The sequence below is a fragment of the Pedobacter endophyticus genome (assembly GCF_015679185.1).
GTDB classification, from domain to species: domain Bacteria; phylum Bacteroidota; class Bacteroidia; order Sphingobacteriales; family Sphingobacteriaceae; genus Pedobacter; species Pedobacter endophyticus.
Genome location: NZ_CP064939.1, coordinates 5,277,160 through 5,301,210 on the forward strand (window position 1 = coordinate 5,277,160; position 24,051 = coordinate 5,301,210).

Sequence of the window (24,051 nt, forward strand, 5' to 3'; positions counted from 1 at the left end):
AGTCTTGAGTCAAAATTTCGACAACCAATGACCCAATGACCAATGAACTAATGACCAATGACCAGTGAACTAATGACCAATTAACCAATTACCCAGTTACCCAATTTAAACTCCTATACATGAATAACGATAAGTTTGCCCTCCCATTTTACTGGAACGATTATGAAGATATTGCGATGTCTCTGTATGAAAAGTTTGGCGACGAGTTTGGTGAAACAAAAATCTACCGCATCCGTTTTACCGAATTGTTGGAGTGGGTGTTAACATTGCCAAACTTTAAAGGTACCCGCGAAGAAAGTAATGAAGGCCATTTAGAACAAATTCAATCGGCCTGGGTTTACGAGTGGAGAGATAATCAGTAGTTAGTCTGGAGTCTTAGTCGTGAGTCTCGAGTTGTGAATCTCTGTCAACGCTGAATAGTTAGAAGTAGGAATTAGCGTCTAAAAATAGCCGATTCATCGATTGCGGCGTCAAAAAACTATAAGACCTATATGTCTATATGGTTTAAATAGCGACAACTAAATAATATGAAGCACCAAGGCATGAGGGCACCTAATAAAAACTATATGTACTATAGGTAAATATGGTCAATTAATTGAACACACTTCCAACCCAACATGTTTCTACAAAAGCTACGCGAAATTAACACATTTATCTTCGATGTAGATGGCGTTTTAACCGACGGTTCGGTGCAAGTTACCGATAACGGACAATCATTACGCACCTTTAATATCAAAGATGGTTATGCCATGCAGTTGGCCGTTAAACGCGGATATACTATTTGTATCATATCGGGCGGCAACGGTATTGCGTTGGCCAGGCGCTTTCTTAACCTCGGCATATCTGATGTGTTTTTAGGGGTGGAAGATAAGGGAGCGGTTTTTGATCAATACTTAAAAGATAAAAACGTTAACGCTGCCGAAGTGCTTTACATGGGCGACGACATCCCTGATTTAGAAATTATGGAAAGGGTGGGATTGCCGACCTGTCCGGCAGATGCAGTTGAAGAAGTTAAGGCCAGTTCGCAATTTATATCCCCGTATAATGGCGGCAAAACTGCGGTTAGAGACGTTATCGAAAAGGTAATGAAAGTGCAGGGCAAATGGCACGACGAACACCCCAATGCCGCCGATTCATCCATTTGAGTATTAGCCGCAACGGTACAAAAAGCATCGTTTTTATTTTAGCGTAACGCGATGTGCCCTATGTATCTATGTGGTCAATTTTTTGCAGCTATAGCTGACTTAATGATACGGCGGCACGGGCAGGATTGCTCGAAGATTAAAAATAATTGTATGCAACAGTGAAGTTACATTTGCCCGTTAAACTTTCGATTGCATTGCCCATCAAACGTGTCTAAAATCTCTAATAAAAACAACATGAAAAAATTAATGATGATTTGTGCACTGTTATTTTCAGTAGTAACTTTTGCAAACGCACAACAAGGCGGCGGTCAGGGCAGGGGCGGAATGATGATGAAACCCGAAGACAGGGTGAAGCAATTGGATGAAAAGCTGAAGCTTAGCGATGATCAGAAAACAAAATTAACCACAGTGTTTACTGAGCAGGCAGACGCGATGAAAAAAATGCGTGAAGAAGGACAAGGTGGCGATCGAGCTGCAATGAGAGAGAAAATGCAAAAGATGCGTACCGATAACGATGTTAAAGTGAATGCTGTTTTAACAGCAGATCAGCAAAAAACCTATAAAACCTGGCAAGATGAGCAGCGTGCTGAAATGCAAAAACGTATGCAAGAACGTCAGGGAGGGGGAAACAACTAATTTTCGATAAATGAATTTCAACAAAAGCGGCTTATCAGTCGCTTTTGTTATTTTTGGGCTTTTAAGATCATTATGTTAAAACACTTACCTATTATACTGGCTTCAAAATCGCCACGCCGCCAGGAACTCTTATCGTTAATGGACCTTAATTTTAGGGTGGAGCTTAAAGACGTTGATGAAAGCTATCCCGGAAACCTCGAACCTGCGGAGATTGCCGTTTACATTGCCGAACAAAAGGCGAAAGCTTTTGAAGCTGCAGGCGAGATTGTAATTACAGCCGATACCATTGTGGCCATAAACGGAGAGATTTTGGGCAAACCGAAAGATGTTGCCCAAGCCCGGGAAATGTTGAGAAAGCTTTCTGGAGAAAAACACGAGGTTTTTACTGGCGTTACCCTTGTTAAGGGCGAATATATCGAGTCGTTCTTCGACCGTACAACAGTATATTTCAGGGAAGTTACCGCAGACGAAATTGATTTCTATATCGAAAATTACAAGCCTTTTGATAAGGCCGGAAGCTACGGCATTCAAGATTGGTGGGGCAACACCGTTGTGCAGCGCATAGAGGGATCGTATACCAATGTAATGGGCTTGCCCACAGAGAAGCTTTACCAGGCACTTTTGAGATTATAATAATCTATGTTGATGGAGATTTGCAGTCTCGTCTTAGCTAATGCTGGATTTGAAATCCAGAGCTAGGGGAGTCGGGATTACAAATTCTGACTGGCGGGTGTTTATTTGTTATTTCTTACATAAAAGGTCTTCGACTGAGTTTATCTTGAGCGAAGTCGAAAGGCTCACATCCGATAGCTATCGGATGTGAGCCGTGGAGTTCCTGGCTAACGCTGGTTTTAAAATCCAGAGCTAGAAGGTTTTGTCATGCTGAGGAACAGCCTTCCCCGAATTATCGGGACACGCGTTGCACTCAGGATGACAGGGTTCCTCGTCCTGACTAGCAGTCTTTTATTCAAGATTGAAACTCGGAAAGTCAACAAACATAGCTCATCAAATCAAGCATTGTTAAGTGCATTCGCTATAATTCCCATTTTTAAATCGTAGGTAGAAAGCACTAAGTTGTTGATTTTTAGTCTGCCCAGCACATAGTTGGTAATCAGCGTTGCCATCATTACCATGTCTATACGTAACGGAATCATGCCCGGCATTTCAGCCCGTTGCTGGTGCGTGGCGTTCAGTAATTGCAAACTTATTGCAATGTAATCATCAAAATTGAACTGGTAGGTTTTTAAGTTTGCAAGATCAATCGTCCGAAGGTGTTTCCGCTCAATAAGCTCTGCAAAAGTTTCGAAAGCACCTGCCGACCCAATTAAAGTTGTAGGTTGAAACTGTGCTGCAATTTCAAATAAATCGGCCAATTCGTTTTGGATATGGAAGAGAATAGCATTTTTGTCGTTATCAGAAATGGGATCGGTTTTAAAGAACTGTTGCATCAGCCGGGCGGCACCAATGTTGTAACTTTTCTTCCAAATCAGCTCATCTTCATCGCACAATATAAACTCTACGCTACCCCCTCCAATATCCATAATTAACGATCGAGCGCTTACTGCGCCGCTCAGCTTTACGCCCTTATAAATCAGTTCCGCCTCTTCATCGCCACTAATTACCGCTATGCTGATATTGGCTTCGGCTTTCGCAGCAGCAACAAATTCTTGCCCGTTTTGGGCACTTCTAACCGCCGATGTAGCGGTCGCAACAACCGTATCTACCCCAAAATCAATAATCTTCGAATTAAAGTCTTTCAAACAACTGATTCCCCGCTCAAATGCCGCCGGGATAATAACGTTCTCGTTTATTCTTCCTTCACCCAGCTTTACCGGAACGTTTGTTTTAAACAGCACGTTAATATTCGCCCCACCCACTTCGGCAATAAGCAAATGAAAAGTGTTGGTTCCAAGATCGATGGCTGCAATGCGCATAGTACAAAGTTTTAGTGTTAAATACGTCGTTTAATTTTCGTGCCATTCATCCGATGAATAGCTGCAAAACGCCAATTGTTCATCGGAATAATGATATTGCTGCCTTGATTCATCCGATGAATATATGCAACACGCCAATTATTCATCGGATGAATATTGACCTTTCAAACAAAAAACCGATGCTTTCGGCATCGGTTTTTCAATTTATATTTAATTTACTACTCGAAGTATTCTTTCATTCGTTCGAAGAAGCTCTTGTCGTTTTTGCCTGGTTGCGGCTTAAAGTTAGGCGATTCGCGTAGCTTTTCGAGGGCGTTACGTTCATCGCTGCTCAAGGCCTTTGGTGTCCAGATATTGATATGAATAATCTCATCGCCCCTGTGGTACGAGTTCACCTCAGGTAATCCCTTTCCTTTTAAGCGCAGCAATTTGCCACTTTGCGTTCCCGGGTCGATCTTGATTTTCGCTTTTCCATCTATCGTCGGTACCTCAATACTCATTCCGAGGGCTGCATCAACAAAACTGAGGTGCAAATCGTAAACGATATTGTTTCCTTCGCGTTTCAATGTTTCGTGCGGGGTTTCTTCGATCAATATAATCAAATCGCCTGGTATGCCACCGTTTGGTGCGGCATTACCTTTTCCGCTCATGCTTAACTGCATGCCTTCGCTAACACCGGCCGGAATGTTAATTGTAATGGTTTCTTCGCCACGCACTACGCCGTCGCCGTGGCAAACACCACATTTCGCCGTAATTTGTTGCCCACTGCCGTTACAGGTAGGGCAGGTTGAAGCCGTTTGCATTTGGCCCAGAATGGTATTGGTAACCCTTCGCACCTGTCCGCTACCGCCGCAGGTACCGCAAGTACTTACTGATGATTTATCTTTTGCTCCCGTACCATCGCAGGTTTTACAGCCAACCAGTTTATTAACCTTAATTTTTTTCTCTGCTCCATGTGCAATCTCTTCGAGCGTTAACTTTACTTTGATCCGCAGGTTAGAACCCTTGGCCACCCTGCGGCCACCACGCTGCTGACCGCCGCCACCACCGCCAAAGAAGCTTTCGAAAGGGTTATGACCGCCAAAAATATCTCCAAAATTACTGAAGATATCGTCCATGTTCATGCTTCCGCCACCATAACCTCCGGATGCACTGCTGCCAACTCCTGCATGACCAAACTGATCATATCGTTGCTTTTTCTCCGGGCTACTTAAAACCTCATAAGCCTCTGCCGCTTCCTTAAATTTATCTTCCGCAGTTTTATCACCTGGGTTTTTATCAGGGTGATATTTGATCGCCATCTTGCGATAGGCTTTCTTTATTTCATCTGCCGAAGAACTTTTGCTAACGCCTAGTACGTCGTAATAATCTCTTTTACTCATCTTTTTCTTAATGAATGAATGATCGAATGATTAAATGAGAGAATGTTAATTCACTCAGTCAAAATCTATCATCCAATAACTATTTTTAGGATTGAATGAAAGAATGATTAAATGATAGAATGATAGAATGTTCATTCACTCAATCAAAATTCAATCATTCAACAATTCCTTCTATGCTCCAACTACTACCTTCGCAAAGCGAATTACATTATCGTTTAAGGTATAGCCTTTCTCAACCTCGTCTATCACTTTGCCTTTAAGCTCGTCGGTAGGTGCCGGAATATTGGTAATGGCCTCGTGGAAATCGGTATCGAAAGGTTGATTAATACTTTCTACATCTTTTAAGCCTTTTTGCGCCAACGTGTTTTTCAACTTACTGCTCACCAAAAGAATACCTTCTTTAACCGGAGCAACATCAGAAGCTGTTTCCATGGCCTTTAACGCACGATCAAAATCATCTAAAACCGGCAATAAGGATACAATGACGTCTTTACCAGCAGTTTGTAACAGCTCAACACGTTCTTTCTGTGTACGACGCTTAAAGTTGTCAAACTCAGCATATAACCGTAAATATTTATCATTAAGCTGTTGAACTTCTGCCTGTAGTTTTTCTTCAGGAGACAATTCTGCAGCCTGTTCTGTCTCATTCGCAGGAGCATCAGCATTTTCTACATTTTCTGCAGCATTTTCTGATGTATTTTCAGTATTCATTATATTTTCGTCTTTATCGTTATTTTTCTTCTTATTAAACATAATATTAGGCTGAATTTTTTCCAATCAATCTCAACTATTTTGCCATAAACGAAAATCAGCCAAGCTGTCACATTTATTTGAATTTATGTGAACAGATTGGCTGATTGACTGACAAGAGATTACGATTGTAGATTTACGGTTCTATATTAAAGAGTGAGTGGTGTACAATTTTCGCTAATCGTGATTTGTAAATCTAAAATCGTAAATTAAACAATTTGCCCACCCTCTAAAACCAGTCCGTTTTCACATTTGATAATCCTCGAAGGTAGGGTGCGGAGGATCTGGTAATCGTGAGTGGCCATCAGTACCGCAGTACCGTTTTGACTAATTTGTTTTAACAGCGATACAATTCCCTCGGCCGTTTCCGGATCCAGGTTTCCTGTTGGTTCATCCGCCAAAATAATCTCGGGGTCGTTAAGTAAAGCCCTTGCAATTACAATCCTTTGTTGTTCGCCACCCGATATTTCATGCGGCATTTTTTTGATCTTTGAGCGAAGACCTACTTTGTCCAAAACATCTTTAATGCGCTCATCAATCAGTTTTGCATCTTTCCAACCCGTTGCCTTCAAAACAAATTCGAGGTTTTTTTCGATCGTTCTGTCCGTCAACAACTGAAAATCCTGAAATACTACGCCCAACTTGCGGCGTAAAAAAGGAACCTGACTTTCTTTAAGATTTTTTAAGTCGAAACCCGCGATATTTCCTTCGCCATTGCCAATATGCAAATCGCCATATAATATTTTAAGCAAGCTGCTTTTTCCGGAGCCGGTTTGACCGATCAAAAATAAAAACTCATCTTTTTCGATGTGCAAATTTACGTTGGAGAGCACTAAGTGTTTTTGTTGAAAAACATCAACATTGCTTAAATGAATTACTGCGTTTCCTGCCATATTTATATTTCTAATTTAGCTATTTGCCCAAAAGGCAAGTCCTTAACCATTTCCATAATGTAATCCTGCTGATCGCCAAGGCCAAGCTTCTCCAAAGATTTATCCGGCCTATCGACCCTAAAATAAGCCAATAGCGTAAACTTGTCATCTCTAAGCTGTACGTAATCCGGAATTTTGGCTATGCCCTTAACTTTGATGATATACATTGTGCTCAAAAATAGCATTTCCAAATGATAAGCCGAAGCCAGCCTGCCTTTTTTATCGCATCAGCATTACCCAGCCACTAAACATTTTGAAATCTTGGTTGAAGTAAATGGTGTAATAATACGGGGCGGGCGGAAGGTCTTTGCCTTTAAATTTCCCATCCCAGGGCTTAAACGGGCCTTTGCTTTCGTACACCAACTGCCCATTTCTATTGCTTATTCTTACAAGCGGACTTGCAAATGCCGAAGCGGCTGGAATATTCCAAGTGTCATTTACGGCATCGCCATTGGGTGAGAAAGTATTTGGAATAACAATTTTCGGATATACTTTTACAAACACCTCGTCTACACCATTCGTACAGCCTAAATTCGAAATGGCGTGTAGGGTGTAAGTGATATCAGTTGGCGGACTCGCAACGGGGTTAAGTTTTGTCGGGTCGTCTAAATAATCCGCGGGCGTCCAGTAATAAGTAAAATCTTCGCCACTTACTTTACCATTTAGCGAAACCGAATGCCCGCTGATAATTTTCAGGTCTTCGCCTGCATCGGCAAAAGCTTTTTTGTTTACTTTAATATTAACCTCAACAGTTTCAGTGCAGGCGGAATTTGATATGCGAACGCGGTAAGTTGTGGTTTCTGTAGGCGAGGCAATCGGGTTTGGAGCTTGCGGATCTGATAAGCCCAGTGCCGGCTGCCAAAGGTAAGCGGTACCACCCGATGCCACCAACTGAATGGCGTTTCCCTCGCAAATGGTTGCCGATTGTACATTTACCGCTGGCAATACCGCTGGTAAAACCCTAACATTGATGGTGGCTGCAGCATCGCAGCTGTTGGCAGATACATTAACCGTGTAGTTGCCTGTCATAGCCGTTGTGGCGTTTGGGATAATTGGATTTTGGGCTGTTGATGTGAACCCATTTGGTCCCGTCCATTTATAGGTTGTTCCGCCCGAGGCCCTTAATTGTATAGCGTTTCCTGCACAGATGGGCGCAAGCGTTTCGATGTTGGCAATAGGGCGGGGAGTAACCTGTACCGTTAATGGTGATCCGGCGATGCGACAATTTGCAGCGCTGATATTTGCGCCATCGGCAGCCAGCAACCTGTATTGGTAAACGCCACGGGCAGCATTCTGAAACCTTACATTTAGTGTTGTCGACGTTTCCCTGTCAAGATCCGAAAAACCTGAACCTGTATTAATCTGCCATTGATATCGGGCATCCTGATAAACGCCGGGACTCACCTCCGTTTTAAACTCAAACGTTGCGTCTGTTCCCTCGCATATCGAGGTAAAAGTAGCATTGCTTCCACCTATCGATGGGGTTAAGGAGGGGCCGCAGGCGCTAAACGTAATATCATCTAAGGCCAGATCGTTACCCCTGCCACCAGGGTTTTCATTGGTCATTTTTAGGGTAATGTTGCCCAGATTTGCCGGAGTTGTAAACGTTAACGAGTATTTAATCCAATTGCTTGCGTTGCCCTCAATAATATCGGGAGTAACTAATGGCGGCACAATGTTAACCCCATTATTTTCTATAGAAAACTTAACTTTAGGTTTAATTCCGGGATTCCGTAACACATTAATTATCCAGGCCGAAAATTCGTAAGTGGTGTTTGGGCATAAACCGTTAACTGCAGATTGGTAAAAGATGCCCGGCACGTCGTTGGCGTTCACCAGCATCATGTATCCATTCGGGTCGTTGGGTGTATGATTTACGATATTTTGAATCCAGCCACTGTTCAATCCTGCGGTACTTTTTACGATGGCATATTGCCCGTCGTCTGGCGAGCCCGCAATAAAACCGTAGTTTGTTTCTCCGTTGGTAAGGGCAGGGCCGAAGGTGCTGGTTCCCGATCCGAAGTCTTTTTTAATAATCGGATCTCCGAGCGTGCCACTGCATTGCCCAAACAGTACGTTCGAAGTGCATAACAACATCATGAAAGTCAAAACGATACAGGGATAACGCATTGCTTTAAAAGGGATTTAGCGAATATCCAAATAAAAAATTAGATTTCAATTGGTTAACGAGAAGTTCTCGCCATCATTTCTTACCAATACGAGCCAGTTCGGGAATTTTGCTACAGTCGAAATTACGGCTAATTGCACTTTCAGAACATAAGGGAATTGTGATGAGTGCGCAAATTAGCACCTCAACTCGCTACTGCCCAGAGAGGGCGGTGAGTGAGCAAGGATGGTAAAAAGTAAATTACGCCTGCCAGTTTTTAACTAATCTGCCAGCTCATTCAAAAACGCTATCGTGTTTACGTTATCGGCATAATCCCAAAGTTTTGGATGCTGACTATCGCCAAAAGCATAAGTTGGCAGGTTAAGATCTGTCTTAGAAACGATACATTGAATATTTTCGCGCTGTAAACCGAGTTTTTCCGAAACCGCTTTCAAACTTTCATACTCCTCGTAAAAAAGCACGGCCAGTGGCGAAGCCAGATTCTCGTCTTCCTTTAAAAGCAGAAAGCCATTATCGAAGTGTTTCGCCGCATTAACTAAATAGATCGACTTGTTGTAGTCGTAGTTATTCTGGTATTTGAAATGATTAATAACAGGTAAAAAGCTTTCAATTCCCTGGTACAAGTTTGCCACATCGTAACCTTTAGGGAAGTACACTTTTGAAACATTTCTACAGCCTAATCCAAAATAATCAAAGATATCCGAACCCAGTCGTTGTATATCTTCAAATGTCTCCGAACCATCGAGTACCGCAACGCTATTCCTGTTTTTTCTGATAATGTTCGGCACTTTCGAAAAATAATAATCAAAGTATCTCGATGAGTTATTGCTCCCAGTGGCAATTACCGCGTCGAAATCCTTCAACCGTTCAACATATGCTATCTTATCCTCAAAAGCAGGCTCTATTTTGATTAATTCGGAAATAACGGCGGTAATCAGTTTATCATCAGATGAGGATAATTTAATAAGTGCAATGTTTCCCGTAGCCAAAACTGATAATACATCATGAAAACCCACCATCGGGATGTTTCCGGCAAGGATAAGCCCAACTTTTTTTGGCGTGGGAGTGAACTTTGCAGATTCGATCCAAACGTCGATATCATGCTCGTTCAACATCTCCGAAAACGACAAAATTGATTTTTCTATATTTTCTCTGGTGAACCACGGATTGTTGCTTTCGGCACTAAAAAATGCATTTCCTAGTATGTCAGTAGGGTTACTAAGCATTTGACCTAATTTCTTGAACGCAATTATTACTTTTTCGTGAGTTAATGCCGACATTTAGAACTATTATTAATTGATTATATCTTATATTTGCACCTGCAAAGGTAACTTAAGCAAAAGAATTAGACGAAGACATGGCGATTAAAATAACAGATGAGTGTATAAATTGTGGGGCCTGCGAACCAGAATGCCCAAATAATGCAATTTACGATGCCGGTACTGCATGGCGTTTTTCTGACGGAACCAATTTAGAAGGCATCATTAATTTTGGAAATCAACAAATAGAAGCAGACGCTGCGCAAGAAGCGGTTTCTGATGAGGTATATTACATCGTTTCTGATAAATGTACCGAATGTAAAGGCTTCCACGATGAGCCTCAATGCGCTGCCGTTTGTCCGGTAGATTGTTGCGTTGATGATGAAGATATTCGTGAAACAGAAGAAGAACTATTGGCTAAGAAAGCTTGGCTACACCAGGAAGGATAAGCTGAAGAAATATATTACAGCAAAAAATCCCGATTTTCATCGGGATTTTTTTATTTATGAGTTTTTCCAGTTTTTAGTTGGCAGTTTTCAATCTATTGAACCAATGACCAATTGTCATCCGATAGCTATCGGATCTGAGCGGAGTCGAAAGACAATTCGCAATAAACAATGACCAATTAACCAGTTGTCATCCTGAGCGGAGTCGAAGGACAATTCGCAATAACCAATAACCAATTAACCAACCAATTGTCATCCTGAGCGGAGTCGAAGGACAATTCGCAATAACCAATGACCAGTGACTCATTAACCAATTGTCATCCTGAGCGGAGTCGAAGGACAATTCGCAATGACCAATGAACTAATGAACTAATGAGCCAGCGAACTAGTCCACGTCACATTTATTCGGGATAATCAAAACCGGGCAAGCCGATTTTCGGGCCACGTGTTCAGCTACGCTTCCCATCAAAAAGTGGTACAATCCTGTACGGCCGTAGGTACCGATAACAATTAAGTCCGATCCCCATTCGTCAGATTGTTGAATAATGCCGTGTGCCGCAGTATCAACCACACTTAAATACGTTGTTGTAATGCCATTACCGTATTTCGCTTCCATCTCTTTCAAAAGCAAATGGCTGTTTTCTTCGCTATTGTCGTACGTTTCTAAAAATACAGGCGCTAATGTTAAATCGGGGTTCACATTTGCGGGAATTGGCTCGATAATGTTTACCAGTGCCACTTCGGCGCCGAAGGTTTCGGCCATGTCGTAACCGGCCTTGGCTGCTTTTTCTGAGCAGGTGCTATTATCAACGGCAATTAATATTTTCTTAAAATTCATAACGAGCAGTTTTAAATGTAATATCATAAAAATAACAAAATTATACGTAAAATGTTAGGCAATCGTAGTTATTTATTAGTTTTACTAAATCATTCACGAGCATAATTAAATGGAAAATCAGTACGGTATTTGTAGAATAGCAGTGGCACCATTAAGAGCCGAACCATCAGATAGGGCAGAGATCGTTTCGCAGCTACTCTTTGGCGAGCCGGTAAAAGTTGTAGAGAAAGACGAACGCTGGTGGCTGGTTGAGAACGGTTACGACGCCTATCGGGGCTGGATAGACTTCAGGCAATTGGCTTCGATTACGCAAAGCCAGTTTGAAGAGCAGAGTGATTGTAAATTGCTGGCGCCATTGAGTTTTAACAATGTGTTAACAGCGGCCGACGGAAGTGTTTACCACTTAAGCCCGGGTAGTAACCTACCTTATTTAAAAGATGGTTTTTGTTATGCCGGTGCCGAAAAATTCGAGCTCAGTTTTACGCCACACGATGCTTCGAAAAGCGATTTCAAAGCAGACATTGAGGCAACAGCCAGATTTTTTCAGAACGTTCCATACCTGTGGGGCGGCAGGCATTTGTTCGGGTTAGACTGCTCGGGCTTTGTGCAAACCGTATTTAAGATGCTCAACGTTAAGCTTAACCGAGATGCCTCGCAACAAGCCGAACAAGGCGAACTTGTGGCTTTTTTAGCCGAGTGCAGGCCGGGCGATGTTGCGTTTTTCGATAATGCGGAAGGTAAAATTACCCATGTGGGCATTATGCTAAGCCCGAGCGAAATTATTCATTCCTCAGCTAAGGTAAAAATAGATCCCATAGATGATCAAGGCATTTTTAACAAGGAATTGGGTGTTTATAGCCATAATTTGAGGATTATAAAACGCTTTGTGCAGTAGCATTTTATTTTCCGATTCTAAACCCATTAAATTAGTTAATAGCTATTCTATAATTACTTTGGCAAAACCGGTTTTTTGCCAAAGCAATGTTTCGCCTGAGCCACTTTTCATGACCTAGCCGGTTGTGTTGACACATTTCTTCCCAAAGGTCGTTATTGCGAGGCCGGGCTTGTGCCTTTCGGACACGCTCAGGATAAACTCAGCAGAAGCAATCTGATTTACGAAAAGAGATTGCTTTCCCGAGAAATCCGGTCATTTGGACAAATCTATGAGACGCAAACCAGATAGGTTGTTTGCGCATTACAGATATTTTCTTGTTTTTCTTTTTGGAAACGAACAGACAGCAGCACTGTGGCAACTGTAGCCCCGTGCCGAAGGCACTCTTTTGGAACCATTCGCTATAGCCCGCAAGAAAAATTTGGGGCTGCCGCTGCTGTCGCGTTTATTAACAGCGGTCGGTAACCAAAACAAGTTTTCATTTCTTCGGATAAACCATTGTTTCTAAACCCGATCGAAGCGAGATCCCGATCCGATAGCTATCGGATTTTTCTATCGGCAGAAGCGGGAGCGGGTCTGCTGGCCGCCAAGAAAACCGAATCGTTCATTTCCAAAAGAAGCTGGTCGGGCCACGCTCTAAACGTTTAATTTCGAAAAAGTTACACCGCTTATAGATTTTGCCTATCAATCCATAGAATTAAATGATTGTGTTTATTGCGATCAATACCTTAAATTTATAGTTTAAGCAGAAGTTAAACCAATTTCAAACTATAAAATAATAAGAACATGGAAGAAGAATCAAACGATATCAGTAAATGTCCGTTTCATAACGGTTCGCAGAAAAGCAGTGTAGGCGGCGGTGGAACCCGCAATCGCGATTGGTGGCCAAATCAGTTAAAGCTTAATATTTTGCGTCAGCATTCGTCGCTTTCAAACCCAATGGGCGATGACTTTAATTATGCAGAGGCTTTTAATAGCCTTGATCTGGATGCCGTAAAAAGCGATTTGCATGCTTTAATGACCGATTCGCAAGACTGGTGGCCTGCCGATTTTGGCCATTACGGAGGTTTGTTTATCAGAATGGCCTGGCATAGCGCCGGTACCTACCGGGTAGGCGATGGCCGGGGAGGAGCGGGCGCCGGGTTACAGCGTTTTGCACCATTAAACAGTTGGCCCGATAATGTAAGTTTAGATAAGGCCCGGCGATTACTCTGGCCAATAAAACAAAAATATGGGCGCAAAATTTCGTGGGCCGATTTATTAATCTTAACCGGAAACGTCGCTTTAGAATCGATGGGATTTAAGACCTTCGGCTTTGCGGGTGGGCGAGAGGATGTTTGGGAAGCTGATGAATCGGTGTTTTGGGGAGCGGAGACGACTTGGCTTGGTGGCGACAAACGCTATGCACATGGTTCCAAAGGCGTACGCGAAAACCATGGCGTATTGGTGAGTGATGATGATGCAGACGGTGATGAACATACCCGTAATTTGCAGAAACCACTTGCTGCGGTACAAATGGGATTGATTTATGTGAATCCTGAAGGCCCGGATGGCAACCCCGATCCAATTGCTTCGGCGAAAGATATTCGCGATACATTTGGCAGAATGGCAATGGATGATGAAGAAAGGGTTGCACTTATTGCCGGCGGGCATACCTTTGGCAAAACCCACGGTGCGGCTTCGGCAGATCATGTGGGCAAAGAGCCCGAAGCCGCCGATATCGAAAGTCAGGGATTTGGCTGGAACAACAGTTATGGAGCCGGAAAAGGTGCCGATACCATTACAAGTGGCCTGGAGGTTACATGGACAACTACGCCAACGCAATGGAGCAACAATTTCTTCGAAAACTTGTTCCGCTTTGAGTGGGAATTAACTAAAAGCCCGGCCGGAGCGCACCAATGGAAGGCGATCAATGCGGAAGCGATTATTCCCGATGCTTTCGATCAATCGAAGAAACATCTTCCGACTATGCTTACCACCGATTTGGCACTGAGGTTCGATCCTGCTTACGAGAAAATATCCCGCAAGTTTTTAGAAAACCCCGATTTATTTGCTGATGCATTTGCAAGGGCATGGTTTAAGTTAACCCATCGCGATATGGGCCCCAAAGAACGCTATTTAGGGCCCGATGTGCCGCAAGAAGAATTACTTTGGCAAGATCCGATACCTGCAGTTAATCACGTGTTGATTGATGAGGGAGATATTGCCGCATTAAAATCAACCATCTTATCCGCAGGATTGAGCGTGGCTGAACTGGTATCAACCGCATGGGCATCGGCGTCTACCTTTAGAGGAGGCGATAAGCGTGGCGGTGCCAATGGTGCCCGTATTCGCCTAACTCCACAAAAAGACTGGGCAGTAAACAATCCGGCGCAATTGCAAAAAGTGCTGGCGGTTTTGGATAAAATTCAAAGCGAATTTAATACTGCGCAAGTTGAGGGAAAAAAGATCTCTTTGGCCGATTTAATCGTATTGGCGGGCAACGCAGCTATCGAAAAGGCAGCCTACGATGGTGGTTTCCGTGTTGCCTTGCCATTTAAGCCGGGCCGTATGGATGCTTCTCAAGCGCAAACCGATGTCGAGTCGTTCCGGTATATGGAACCAATTGCTGATGGTTTCCGGAATTATAAAAAAACGGGTTCCACTGTTTTAACCGAAGAATTGTTAATTGATAAAGCACAATTGCTAACCCTAACTGCGCCCGAATTAACTGTTTTGTTAGGCGGTATGCGGGTTTTAGATACCAATTTTGATGGTTCGAAAAATGGTGTGTTTACCGACAGGCCCGGTCAGCTGAGCAACGATTTCTTCGTAAACCTGCTCGACATGGGTACAGCATGGAAAGCCATGTCGGATGATAAAGAGGTGTACATTGGAAGCAGCCGCAAAACCGGTCAGCCAAAATGGACGGCCTCTCGTGCCGATCTTGTAATTGGTTCTAATGCCGAATTGAGAGCTATTGCAGAGGTTTATGGAAGTGCCGATGGGAAAGAAAAGTTTGTAAACGACTTTGCAAAGGCATGGAATAAGGTAATGAATCTCGATCGATTTGATCTTGTTCAATCGTAATCAGTTAGCAATAAAAAAAGGCATCTTCGGATGCCTTTTTTTGTTGATGCTTTTTGCCAGATCTTAGGCCGGTTTTTGTGTCACTTCGTTTAAAGGAACACCGCCCTTTATCCCAAAGTCTAACGTTCTGATTGGGAAAGGAATCATGATGTTATTCTTATCATAAGCTTTTTTGATGCGAATAATCGCCTGGCTTCTAACTTCTAAAAAGTCGGGTTGTTGCGTATTGCTAACCCACAATCTAATTACATAATTAATAGAGCTGTCGCCAAATGTAGTATAAAACATAGTCACTTCGTCCGTTCTCGAAAGTCCGTCAATGTCCTTAACCGATTCGAGCGTTATGGCTTTAACTCTTTCCAGATCTTCGCCGTACGATATACCCACTTCCAGGTCTACACGGCGCTTACCAAGTAGGGTGAAATTTTCAATCGGATTTTGAAAAATCTGTTTATTTGGGATGATGACCATTTGGCCCTGATAGGTGCGAATTACTACGTCCCTTAAATTAATCTCTTCAACTTCGCCCATATAATCCTGTATTTTCACCGTATCGTTAACATGCAGCGGTTTTCTAATTGAAATTAATATGCCCGACATAAAGTTGGCGGCAATATCCTGAAAGGCAAAGGCAATGGTTAACCCGAGTATTCCGGCACCTGCTAAAATAGAGGTCACGGCCTTATCGAGTTTAAGTACACTCAACGCAATAAAAATGGTTATCCCAACTAAAATAATATAGCTTATTGAGGCAAAGAGGTGCTCAAGCGTTTGGTTTTGTACAAACCGCCCAATTAGTTTTTTGATCAGCTTTTTTAGCCACCTGGCGATAAGTACTCCAAGAATTAAAATAATTATGGCCAGCGCAATGTTCGGCAACAGTTTGATAATGTCTCTTGCCCACGAGAGTAACTTATCAGTAATTAAATGATAGGCATTGTTAAAATCCATGATAATCTGTTAAAGGAAGGCGTTTATTGGCGTTGTAGGCGGAGTTTTTACACCTACAAAGTTTGTTTATGGCCCGGGTTAATGTTATTAATCATACATACAATTGAACAACATCAGGCGTTATCAGATAACAATAGGGGGGATTTTTTGCAAAGAACACGATTTAGTTTCTTAAATGCAAATGGTTGGGGGTTGAAAAGTAAAAAAACTTCGCTCACGCAAAGCTTCTTTACTTTATGGATTTGAATACTGATTAGTTTACTTATTTTATTTTTTTACTGCTTTAGGGGCCATGGTAAGAAACATTCGTTTTCCTTCCATTTTGGGTAACAGCTCCACTTTGCCGACCTCTTCCAAACCCTGCGCAAATTTTAAAAGTAAAATCTCACCACGGTCTTTATAAACAATAGATCTTCCCTTAAAATGGACAAAGGCCCTTACTTTTTCGCCGCTTTCTAAAAATGAGACGGCGTGTTTAAGCTTAAAGTCAAAATCATGATCGTCGGTATTCGGTCCGAAGCGGATATCCTTTATAATAGTTTGCTTCGCCTTGGATTTAATTTCTTTTTGCTTTTTTTTCTGCTCGTAAAGAAACTTATTGTAATCGATAATGCGGCAGACTGGGGGTACGGCCTTCGGAGAAATTTCGACCAGATCGAGATTCTGTTCTTTCGCCATTTGAATGGCTTCCTCAATTGGGAATATCTTTGCTTCGATATCTTCACCTGTTACACGCACCTCCGGAGAGATGATCAATTCGTTAATTCTGTGTGCTGCTTGTTTTTTTCTGAAAGGCAAGCGTGGCCCTTTGTAAAATCCTGATTTTCGTAATGCCAAATTAAAATGGTTTTAGTTAAAAATGTGTTATTTATTGCTCCTCAAAATTGGTGGCGTTTTGTGCCGTCGTTTGCATCGATTATATTATATTAATTTCATTAACCAGGTTTTAATTTTAGTTAAACATGATTAAAGCCAGCGATGTACTGGGTTGAGAACGCATTCTGATGATGATGGGCAATCAGAAGGCATATAATTGATAACATCTGGTTGATAAAAACCAGCTTTAGCGTGAAAATTTTCCGGACGCCGGAATGACAGCGGTGTTCTTTAACGACCTAATTTTCGGGAAGCTTTTACTAATGGAAGTTATCCATAATTATAAATATAGCATTTTTAGCGCAGAATACCAAATATTTTTGCAATTAATGACGTGAAAGATCCTCAAACCATTATAGCTGTTACCAAATTCTCGCTCGCGAGCAGAATAAAGGTTGTGACTAAAAATTGGCCAATAGTTTTTCTTGCGCCTGGTGATTGCTTACTACCCGAACAGTATTAGTTGCTTTCTTTCGTTGCGGAAGGCGTTTTTTGCCTGGTTGCCGAGCTTTCGGTTCTAAACTTCGGCGCATCATAATCCTTTGGCAAATACGCTGAAGGAATGGTGGTGGCATTTCCATCGCGGAGGGCTTTGTAGTGCGGCGACATAATTTCCACACCGGCCTTGTTAAACTCATCCTGAATGTTGGCATGTAAACCCGAATAAATCACCGCCTGGCGGTTGGGCGATTTTGTGTGCGCATTTAATCTGTAGCTCACATAATAATCATCCAAACTGGTTTGAAGTACATACGGAGCGGGTTCAGCCTCTATCAATTCGGTAGCAAGTGCGGCATCGATCAGCAATTGGTGCACCTGTCTCCAGGGCACATCGTAGCCGATAGTAACCGTAGTATTTACAATAAGGCCCTTTTCGGCAGCCTCTATGCTAAAGTTAATAGTGTGGTTGTTCATTACCGTCGAATTTGGGATAGACACCACTTCGTTTTGAATGGTGCGCACCCGGGTTACCAGCAAGGTTTTTTCGATAATATCCCCCGTTACATCACCAATTCGTACCCTGTCGCCAATTCTAAAGGCACGCATATAAGTAAGTACCAGGCCAGCCACCAGGTTGCCGAGCGCCCCTGCCGAGCCGAAAGTAAAAAGCACCCCAACAAAAACCGATACGCCTTTGAACACACCAGAATCAGACCCGGGAAGATAGGGGAAGATAACGATAAGCATAAAGGCAAGAATAAGCACCCGAATGATTTGGTAAGTAGGATTTGCCCAATCCTTGTAAAACCCGGGGATGGTGAGCTTGCCTCGCTCAATTTCCGTTTTAAGGAACCTGACTAACCTGATTACGTACCGGAATACCAAAAGCAGCACCAGTATTGTCATCAAATTTGGAATGTAATTCCATATTGATACACCTATTTTTCTTAAGGGGCTAAGAATGTAATTGATTAGGTTTACAGAAAGGTCGCGGGTGAAAGGAAATATGCCGAACAAAACCGGAATTGCAAGGTATATGACCAGTAAAATAACAATGTAACGAATAGTTCTGATCAGGATATTAAGTGCGCCCTGCTGCCTTTCGGAATCCAGAAGCTCATAATTTCTTATTTTTATTCCCTTCCCTAACTTATTGTCTGTAGATAAAATTTTACTTTTTAATTTTTTAAAGAGCTTGTTTATCAGATAAATAAGCCCAATTACAACAGAGATAACGAGTAAGGTTAGCAGAATCTCTTTTAGCAGCACCTGCCAGCTATTTTCTTCCTTAAATTTATTTAAACTTGCGGAGATTTTACGTTTGATCTCGGCAGCATACGAATTGCGGTCTTTTCTGGCCCACATGGCATCCTGCTCGGTTATAGAAAGCAGCAAGTTGTTGCCATAAAGCAAATCGATTGCTTGTTCGCCGGGGCTAAGTTTTAGTGAATCTGTAGAAAAACCAGGCGTTTCGCTAATACGCTCGAGCCTTTCGGTAATAGCATGCGCCCGGTCGCTGGCGCTGAAACTGCCAAACTTTGCAAATATGTAGAAAATGGTATCGGCATCAAATACCACCGGCATTCCCTTAACAATAGCCCGCAACGAGTCTATTTGATGAAGCTGGCGGGCCAAATGAACAGAATCTCTTTGCTTAAGTTGGTTCAGCTCTTTCATCAGCGCAGCTTTTTGGGCCTTATCGTCTGTTCCTAGGTCGCTAAATTTTCGTTCAAGCTCCGATCGCTTTAGCGAATCAGAAAGTCGCTCAGCGGCTAATTGGCGAACACCATCCAGACTGTTGTCAAGTTTTTTGTCGATCAGGCTATCCTGCCTCGATGCGGTACTGTCTTTCTGTGCAAGGCAGGTGATAGATGCAGAAAGGGAAAGAAAGAAGAATGCGGCAAAGATTTTGATCATTTTGTTGGTTTATCCTGAAAAGATAAAATTAAAGCATCGCGATTACAAAACTGCTATCTTTCTAAAAAAAAGTAATCAATTTTATTACCTTTGTAAAAATTCCGTTAACTATAACGCTTTTTACCTCCATCCCAAAACGGAGTTTCCTAATTATATCGCGGTAGTTATTTCCTCTGGGGTTTCCATGCCGCTAATTATTTGACATAAAAAACAACCATGCAAAAAAAAATGCTCGTCGGTTACCGCTGGTTGCCGATCTGTTTTGGTAAACTTAATGATGAAACAACTGGCATCCGAATCTCGAAATTGTCGAAATTCTTCATGTCTGGCGTCAACCATGCCAATGCCGTGGGGTTAAAAGTTATCGCTTTTCAGCCTTAACGCCACGTTGCCCGTTCTTTACCTCTACCAATTTTTCTAACACACATCTTTGTTCTCTGGCCAATTATTACACTTAAACATGCAACACCATAAAAAACTCTCCGAACTTGCTGCAACCGCAATCTGTGGTAACGATATTACCTCTTCGTGCCTTTATGTATCAAGCTTAACGATCATTTACGCGGGCCAATACGCCTGGCTGGCCTTACTTATTGTAGCCGCTGTTTTGTTCATCTTCAGGAAAATATACGGCGAGGTAGTCGGAGCGCTTCCGCTAAATGGAGGCGCGTATAACGTGTTGCTTAATACAACGAGTAAAAGCAATGCCTCTATTGCGGCCTGTTTAACCATTCTTTCTTATATGACTACGGCTGTAATTTCTGCCAGCGAAGGAATGCATTATTTGCACAACGTGTTTCCAAGTGTTCCGGTAATGGCGGCCACGGCGGTTTTAATCACCCTGTTTTTGTTTTTGGTGATGTCCGGCATAAGCGAATCATCAATAGTAGCCATTGTTATTTTTGTACTGCATATTTTAGCCATGCTACTGCTGATTGGGAGTGGGGTGTGGTTTGTAATGCACAATGGCCTCGATGTAGCGAAGCTGAACTTTAGCCAGCCATTGAAAAATGGTTTCGGTACGGCACTTTTTCTTGGGTTTAGCACGGCCATGCTTGGGATTTCGGGCTTCGAAAGCTCTGCCAATTTTGTGGAAGAACAAAAGCAGGGTGTTTTTAGGAAAACACTTCGCAATATGTGGGTGGCGGTATCGGTAATAAACCCTTTAATGGCTCTTACGGCGGTGGCTGTGTTGCCTATTGCAGAAATTGCAGGTCATCAGGAAGCACTGCTTTCGCATATGGGTGCCAATACAGGCGGGCAATGGTTGGCCACCTTTATCTCTATCGATGCGGTGTTGGTGCTTAGCGGCGCTTTATTAACCTCGTACGTGGGCGTAAACGGATTGATTAAACGGATGACGCTTGACCGGATTTTGCCGCAATTTCTGCTTAAAGAGAACAAAAAAGGCAGTTCGCCGCGGATATTGATATTGTTTTATCTGTTGTGCATTTCGGTATTGCTCATTACCAAGGGCGAGCTGGGGCCGCTTGCTGGCGTATACACGATATCGTTTCTTTTGGTAATGATTTATTTCGGTTTCGGAAACTTTCTGCTAAAAATTAAACGGGCCCGGTTACCCCGCCCCGAAACGGCCTCAACCTTGTCGGTAGCATTGGCCATTTTGGCGGTTGCTGCGGCGCTTTACGGCAACGTGATTATGCATGCAGATTATCTGATCGTTTTTTTACAATACTTTGTACCCGCCATGGTTATCATCTTTATACTGCTGAGCAGGAACGTGATGCTTAAGTACTTATTGATTGTAGTTGATGGCTTTTTTAATACGCTTAAAAGAGCTGCAGCGTTAACAAGGCTGCACATTAGCCGTAATTTGAAAAAACTGAACGACCAGGAGTTTGTGTATTTTACGAAGGCTGACGACATTTCGGTGCTTAATAAGGTAATGATTTATGTACAGGAGAATGAGATTACCAAAAAGCTCAGGATTGTGACCGTTTTGGGCGGCAGAGGTGAGGTTTCGAAGGCTTTCTTAGATGATCTTAGCGTGCTCGATCGGGCCTATCCCGAAATAAAAATTGAATTTCTCAGTCTCGAAGGTGACTTCGGCCCCGAATTTATTGAACAATTGAGTGCAGATTGGCAAATTCCGATCAATTTCATGTTTATCAGTTCTCCAAGCGATAGTTTTAGCCACAGGGTGTCTGATTTGGGAGGTGTGAGGTTGATTATTTAGAGCGTTTGATGCTGCCGATAGCAAGTAGCACGGCCATGTACAAATATTTAAGGCAATTTTCTACCCTTTACCTTTGTATTTTCATCCATTTTTAGTTGATAAAATTCTAGTTTTGAATTGAACCTATACCCGACGATAAACGACAACCAAATGGAGAAGATTTTACACCTTATTTTAGTATTCATTTCAGGAAATGTATTCGCACAAACAGTCCCGGCAATAATTCCTAAACCTGTCAAGTTAGTTGCAGCAAAAGGTTTTTTTCAATTGAATAGCGAAAAAACAATCGGCTTTAATGATTCGCGACTGAAACAATCGATCTATTATTTGCAAAACCAATTATTGAGGCAACGGGGCATCACCATTCAGCAAAACACAGCTTCTCCAGCTATCCGCTTATCGGTAGAGCCAAAAAAAAGGGGGGCAGATTCGGCCGCTTACAAAATTAGTGTAAAACCCAATCACATTTTAATTTCGGCATCGCATCCGAACGGCATTTTTTATGGCTTGATTACCGTTTTGCAAATGGCGTTGACCAGTGAGGGCAATAAAATTCCGGTTTGCGAAATTAACGATAGTCCAGCCTATTCGTGGCGTGGTTTTATGTTAGATGAATCGCGGCACTTTTTTGGTAAGCAAAAGGTGAAATCCATTTTAGATTGGATGGCCTTTTATAAGTTAAATACTTTTCACTGGCATTTAACCGACGAACCTGGGTGGCGTTTGGAGATTAAGAAATACCCGAAGCTATCGCTGGTTGGTGGCATTGGCGATTACCTCAACCCGAATTTACCGGCACAGTTTTATACACAGGCTGATATAAATGAAATTGTTGCTTATGCAGCCGAGCGGTACATTACCGTAATACCCGAAATTGACATGCCCGGTCATGCCACAGCAGCAAATATGGCTTACCCGGAGTACTCGGGCGGTGGCTCGGCTGCTCATCCAGCGTTTACCTTCAACCCCGGCCTCGAGTCGACCTACGGGTATTTAACCAACATATTAAAAGAAACCAATGTGCTGTTTCCATCGGGATTAATTCATCTTGGTGGCGACGAGGTTAGTTTTGGTAACGAAAAGTGGAAAGTTAACCCCGATATTTTAAAGCTTAAGCTACGCGAACATTTAAAGGACGAAACAGCGGTTGAGCGATATTTTATGAAAAGAATGGCCGATTCGGTTTATCACTTAAACGCAAAGGCACTTTTATGGGATGAAATGGCAGATACTGATTTACCGAAAGATAAAACGATCATTTTTTGGTGGCGACATGATAAACCCGTTCAGTTGCAAACCGCTTTGAGTAAAGGCTACCAAACGGTTCTTTGCCCTCGGCTGCCATTATATTTAGATTTTGTTCAGGATAGTACGCACCGATACGGCCGTAAATGGAATAAACTGTATAATCCGATCGAAAGCGTTTACAATTTTGATGCAAAGTCATTTGCCCAAATTGATAAGGAAAAATCATTGATTTTAGGCATTCAAGCCAATATATGGACAGAAACTGTAGACAATGAGTTTCGGCTGGATTATTTACTGTTTCCCCGAATAGCAGCGCTGGCTGAAGCGGCGTGGACTGAAGCCAAAAATAAGGATTTCAAACAGTTTAACACTCGCATGCAGCCTCATTTTTTGCTTTACGGAAAGGCAGGGCTTTATTATTACAATCCTGCCAAACCCCTACAAAACCCCGAGCTACCGGTGAAAAGTAAGCAATCGTTAGATTATAAAGATTAGCGCCAAAACTTAGTGTCATTTAGTGAAACTGAATTTTCGACTCTTTGTGTGTGGCGAGCGCTCAGTGTTGCTTCGAAAGCAAAAAACCGAGAAATATTGTCACCCTGAGCATTTGAACTCCGCTTAATATAGGCTTAGTTGGGCACATGTTTATAGATTTATCCTAGAAAAAAGTCTTCGACTGAGTTTATCTTGAGCATTTCGACTACGCTCAATACAAGCTCAAGTCGAAAGGCTCAGACTGACCTTTCATGCTTAACTAAACGACATCGGGCGGCCGCTCAGACTGACAACGATTTCGTTTGGATAACTATTTTTAAAAAAACGCAAACATCAAAAAGCCACATTCTTTTTCTCAAAAATGTGGCTTTTATGTTTATTGTGCTCCCGACGAGATTCGAACTCATATCGATGGTACCGGAAACCATAATTCTATCCATTGAACTACGGGAGCGTAAGGGCTGCAAATATAGGGATTCAAACGCTTATATTTCGCTGCTTTTATAAAAATATTG

The 24,051-nt window shown here is 42.4% G+C and carries 21 protein-coding genes and 1 tRNA gene; 10 read left to right on the forward strand and 12 right to left on the reverse strand.

Translation table 11 applies throughout. The annotated features are described in order from the left end of the window. Positions 1 to 119 precede the first annotated feature (119 nt). From iscX to IZT61_RS21535, 4 genes are all read left to right on the forward strand, one after another. A complete protein-coding gene (gene iscX, locus IZT61_RS21520) occupies positions 120 to 362 on the forward strand; it encodes a Fe-S cluster assembly protein IscX (protein WP_196099052.1) in 243 nt (80 codons plus the stop codon). A gap of 255 nt (positions 363 to 617) precedes the next feature. Then, positions 618 to 1,145 (forward strand): KdsC family phosphatase, encoded by a 528-nt coding sequence (locus IZT61_RS21525; protein ID WP_196099053.1) that lies wholly within the window; start codon positions 618 to 620, stop codon positions 1,143 to 1,145. A gap of 234 nt (positions 1,146 to 1,379) precedes the next feature. Then, the gene (locus IZT61_RS21530; RefSeq protein ID WP_196099054.1) at positions 1,380 to 1,781 is read left to right on the forward strand and encodes a hypothetical protein; all 402 of its coding nucleotides are present in this window, start codon (positions 1,380 to 1,382) and stop codon (positions 1,779 to 1,781) included. 72 nt (positions 1,782 to 1,853) lie between these two features. Next, entirely contained in the window at positions 1,854 to 2,414 is a 561-nt protein-coding gene (locus IZT61_RS21535) for a Maf family protein (RefSeq protein ID WP_196099055.1), read from the forward strand. A gap of 377 nt (positions 2,415 to 2,791) precedes the next feature. Here IZT61_RS21535 and IZT61_RS21540 read toward each other — a convergent pair whose 3' ends face one another. From IZT61_RS21540 to IZT61_RS21570, 7 genes are all read right to left on the reverse strand, one after another. After that, the gene (locus tag IZT61_RS21540; RefSeq protein WP_196099056.1) at positions 2,792 to 3,715 is read right to left on the reverse strand and encodes a Ppx/GppA phosphatase family protein; all 924 of its coding nucleotides are present in this window, start codon (positions 3,713 to 3,715) and stop codon (positions 2,792 to 2,794) included. A 218-nt stretch (positions 3,716 to 3,933) separates the two neighbouring features. Then, positions 3,934 to 5,097 carry a molecular chaperone DnaJ gene (dnaJ, locus tag IZT61_RS21545; RefSeq protein WP_196099057.1) on the reverse strand — a complete coding sequence of 388 codons (1,164 nt, stop codon included), beginning with the start codon at positions 5,095 to 5,097 and terminating at the stop codon, positions 3,934 to 3,936. A 171-nt stretch (positions 5,098 to 5,268) separates the two neighbouring features. After that, on the reverse strand, positions 5,269 to 5,850 hold the full coding sequence (locus tag IZT61_RS21550) for a nucleotide exchange factor GrpE (protein WP_196099058.1): 582 nt from the start codon (positions 5,848 to 5,850) through the stop codon (positions 5,269 to 5,271). 206 nt (positions 5,851 to 6,056) lie between these two features. After that, positions 6,057 to 6,740, reverse strand: a complete 684-nt coding sequence (locus tag IZT61_RS21555) for a cell division ATP-binding protein FtsE (protein WP_196099059.1) — start codon at positions 6,738 to 6,740, stop codon at positions 6,057 to 6,059. A 2-nt stretch (positions 6,741 to 6,742) separates the two neighbouring features. Next, positions 6,743 to 6,946 carry a fructose-6-phosphate aldolase gene (locus IZT61_RS21560; protein ID WP_196099060.1) on the reverse strand — a complete coding sequence of 68 codons (204 nt, stop codon included), beginning with the start codon at positions 6,944 to 6,946 and terminating at the stop codon, positions 6,743 to 6,745. Positions 6,947 to 6,998: 52 nt separating this feature from the next. Beyond that, positions 6,999 to 8,909 carry a T9SS type B sorting domain-containing protein gene (locus IZT61_RS21565; protein WP_230383792.1) on the reverse strand — a complete coding sequence of 637 codons (1,911 nt, stop codon included), beginning with the start codon at positions 8,907 to 8,909 and terminating at the stop codon, positions 6,999 to 7,001. Positions 8,910 to 9,167: 258 nt separating this feature from the next. Continuing rightward, complete coding sequence (locus IZT61_RS21570; protein WP_196099062.1) at positions 9,168 to 10,187, reverse strand: acyl-CoA reductase; 1,020 nt, start codon at positions 10,185 to 10,187, stop codon at positions 9,168 to 9,170. Between the two features lie 77 nt (positions 10,188 to 10,264). Between IZT61_RS21570 and IZT61_RS21575 the strand changes: the two genes are divergently transcribed. Next, entirely contained in the window at positions 10,265 to 10,615 is a 351-nt protein-coding gene (locus IZT61_RS21575; RefSeq protein ID WP_196099063.1) for a 4Fe-4S dicluster domain-containing protein, read from the forward strand. A 382-nt stretch (positions 10,616 to 10,997) separates the two neighbouring features. On the opposite strand, the gene IZT61_RS21580 is transcribed toward IZT61_RS21575, so the two are convergent. Continuing rightward, positions 10,998 to 11,450: a universal stress protein gene (locus IZT61_RS21580; RefSeq protein WP_196099064.1), complete on the reverse strand. Its 453-nt coding sequence runs from the start codon at positions 11,448 to 11,450 to the stop codon at positions 10,998 to 11,000. A 109-nt stretch (positions 11,451 to 11,559) separates the two neighbouring features. On the opposite strand from IZT61_RS21580, the gene IZT61_RS21585 reads away from it, so the two are divergent. Further along, on the forward strand, positions 11,560 to 12,345 hold the full coding sequence (locus IZT61_RS21585; protein ID WP_196099065.1) for a C40 family peptidase: 786 nt from the start codon (positions 11,560 to 11,562) through the stop codon (positions 12,343 to 12,345). 783 nt (positions 12,346 to 13,128) lie between these two features. Beyond that, positions 13,129 to 15,411, forward strand: coding sequence for a catalase/peroxidase HPI (gene katG, locus IZT61_RS21590; protein WP_196099066.1), 2,283 nt, complete (start codon positions 13,129 to 13,131; stop codon positions 15,409 to 15,411). A gap of 63 nt (positions 15,412 to 15,474) precedes the next feature. Here katG and IZT61_RS21595 read toward each other — a convergent pair whose 3' ends face one another. The 3 genes from IZT61_RS21595 to IZT61_RS21605 form a co-directional block, all read right to left on the reverse strand. After that, the gene (locus tag IZT61_RS21595; protein ID WP_196099067.1) at positions 15,475 to 16,362 is read right to left on the reverse strand and encodes a mechanosensitive ion channel family protein; all 888 of its coding nucleotides are present in this window, start codon (positions 16,360 to 16,362) and stop codon (positions 15,475 to 15,477) included. 267 nt (positions 16,363 to 16,629) lie between these two features. Then, on the reverse strand, positions 16,630 to 17,199 hold the full coding sequence (gene infC, locus IZT61_RS21600) for a translation initiation factor IF-3 (protein ID WP_196099068.1): 570 nt from the start codon (positions 17,197 to 17,199) through the stop codon (positions 16,630 to 16,632). Between the two features lie 498 nt (positions 17,200 to 17,697). Further along, positions 17,698 to 19,596 carry a mechanosensitive ion channel family protein gene (locus tag IZT61_RS21605; RefSeq protein WP_196099069.1) on the reverse strand — a complete coding sequence of 633 codons (1,899 nt, stop codon included), beginning with the start codon at positions 19,594 to 19,596 and terminating at the stop codon, positions 17,698 to 17,700. Between the two features lie 216 nt (positions 19,597 to 19,812). On the opposite strand from IZT61_RS21605, the gene IZT61_RS21610 reads away from it, so the two are divergent. The 3 genes from IZT61_RS21610 to IZT61_RS21620 all read left to right on the forward strand — a co-directional run bounded on the left by IZT61_RS21610 (position 19,813) and on the right by IZT61_RS21620 (position 23,536). Further along, entirely contained in the window at positions 19,813 to 19,977 is a 165-nt protein-coding gene (locus tag IZT61_RS21610; protein WP_196099070.1) for a hypothetical protein, read from the forward strand. Between the two features lie 79 nt (positions 19,978 to 20,056). Then, positions 20,057 to 21,793, forward strand: a complete 1,737-nt coding sequence (locus IZT61_RS21615) for an APC family permease (RefSeq protein WP_196099071.1) — start codon at positions 20,057 to 20,059, stop codon at positions 21,791 to 21,793. Between the two features lie 150 nt (positions 21,794 to 21,943). After that, a complete protein-coding gene (locus IZT61_RS21620) occupies positions 21,944 to 23,536 on the forward strand; it encodes a beta-N-acetylhexosaminidase (protein ID WP_196099072.1) in 1,593 nt (530 codons plus the stop codon). Between the two features lie 382 nt (positions 23,537 to 23,918). Here IZT61_RS21620 and IZT61_RS21625 read toward each other — a convergent pair. Continuing rightward, positions 23,919 to 23,990 (reverse strand) — tRNA-Arg (locus IZT61_RS21625). Positions 23,991 to 24,051 lie beyond the last annotated feature (61 nt).

Bases quoted from the DNA above. Each gene is read 5' to 3' on its own strand.
- iscX (WP_196099052.1), top strand. From the start codon at position 120: ATGAATAACGATAAGTTTGCCCTCCCATTTTACTGGAACGATTATGAA.
- IZT61_RS21525 (WP_196099053.1), top strand. From the start codon at position 618: ATGTTTCTACAAAAGCTACGCGAAATTAACACATTTATCTTCGATGTA.
- IZT61_RS21530 (WP_196099054.1), top strand. From the start codon at position 1,380: ATGAAAAAATTAATGATGATTTGTGCACTGTTATTTTCAGTAGTAACT.
- IZT61_RS21535 (WP_196099055.1), top strand. From the start codon at position 1,854: ATGTTAAAACACTTACCTATTATACTGGCTTCAAAATCGCCACGCCGC.
- IZT61_RS21540 (WP_196099056.1), bottom strand. From the start codon at position 3,715: ATGCGCATTGCAGCCATCGATCTTGGAACCAACACTTTTCATTTGCTT.
- dnaJ (WP_196099057.1), bottom strand. From the start codon at position 5,097: ATGAGTAAAAGAGATTATTACGACGTACTAGGCGTTAGCAAAAGTTCT.
- IZT61_RS21550 (WP_196099058.1), bottom strand. From the start codon at position 5,850: ATGTTTAATAAGAAGAAAAATAACGATAAAGACGAAAATATAATGAAT.
- IZT61_RS21555 (WP_196099059.1), bottom strand. From the start codon at position 6,740: ATGGCAGGAAACGCAGTAATTCATTTAAGCAATGTTGATGTTTTTCAA.
- IZT61_RS21560 (WP_196099060.1), bottom strand. From the start codon at position 6,946: ATGTATATCATCAAAGTTAAGGGCATAGCCAAAATTCCGGATTACGTA.
- IZT61_RS21565 (WP_230383792.1), bottom strand. From the start codon at position 8,909: ATGCGTTATCCCTGTATCGTTTTGACTTTCATGATGTTGTTATGCACT.
- IZT61_RS21570 (WP_196099062.1), bottom strand. From the start codon at position 10,187: ATGTCGGCATTAACTCACGAAAAAGTAATAATTGCGTTCAAGAAATTA.
- IZT61_RS21575 (WP_196099063.1), top strand. From the start codon at position 10,265: ATGGCGATTAAAATAACAGATGAGTGTATAAATTGTGGGGCCTGCGAA.
- IZT61_RS21580 (WP_196099064.1), bottom strand. From the start codon at position 11,450: ATGAATTTTAAGAAAATATTAATTGCCGTTGATAATAGCACCTGCTCA.
- IZT61_RS21585 (WP_196099065.1), top strand. From the start codon at position 11,560: ATGGAAAATCAGTACGGTATTTGTAGAATAGCAGTGGCACCATTAAGA.
- katG (WP_196099066.1), top strand. From the start codon at position 13,129: ATGGAAGAAGAATCAAACGATATCAGTAAATGTCCGTTTCATAACGGT.
- IZT61_RS21595 (WP_196099067.1), bottom strand. From the start codon at position 16,362: ATGGATTTTAACAATGCCTATCATTTAATTACTGATAAGTTACTCTCG.
- IZT61_RS21605 (WP_196099069.1), bottom strand. From the start codon at position 19,596: ATGATCAAAATCTTTGCCGCATTCTTCTTTCTTTCCCTTTCTGCATCT.
- IZT61_RS21610 (WP_196099070.1), top strand. From the start codon at position 19,813: ATGCAAAAAAAAATGCTCGTCGGTTACCGCTGGTTGCCGATCTGTTTT.
- IZT61_RS21615 (WP_196099071.1), top strand. From the start codon at position 20,057: ATGCAACACCATAAAAAACTCTCCGAACTTGCTGCAACCGCAATCTGT.
- IZT61_RS21620 (WP_196099072.1), top strand. From the start codon at position 21,944: ATGGAGAAGATTTTACACCTTATTTTAGTATTCATTTCAGGAAATGTA.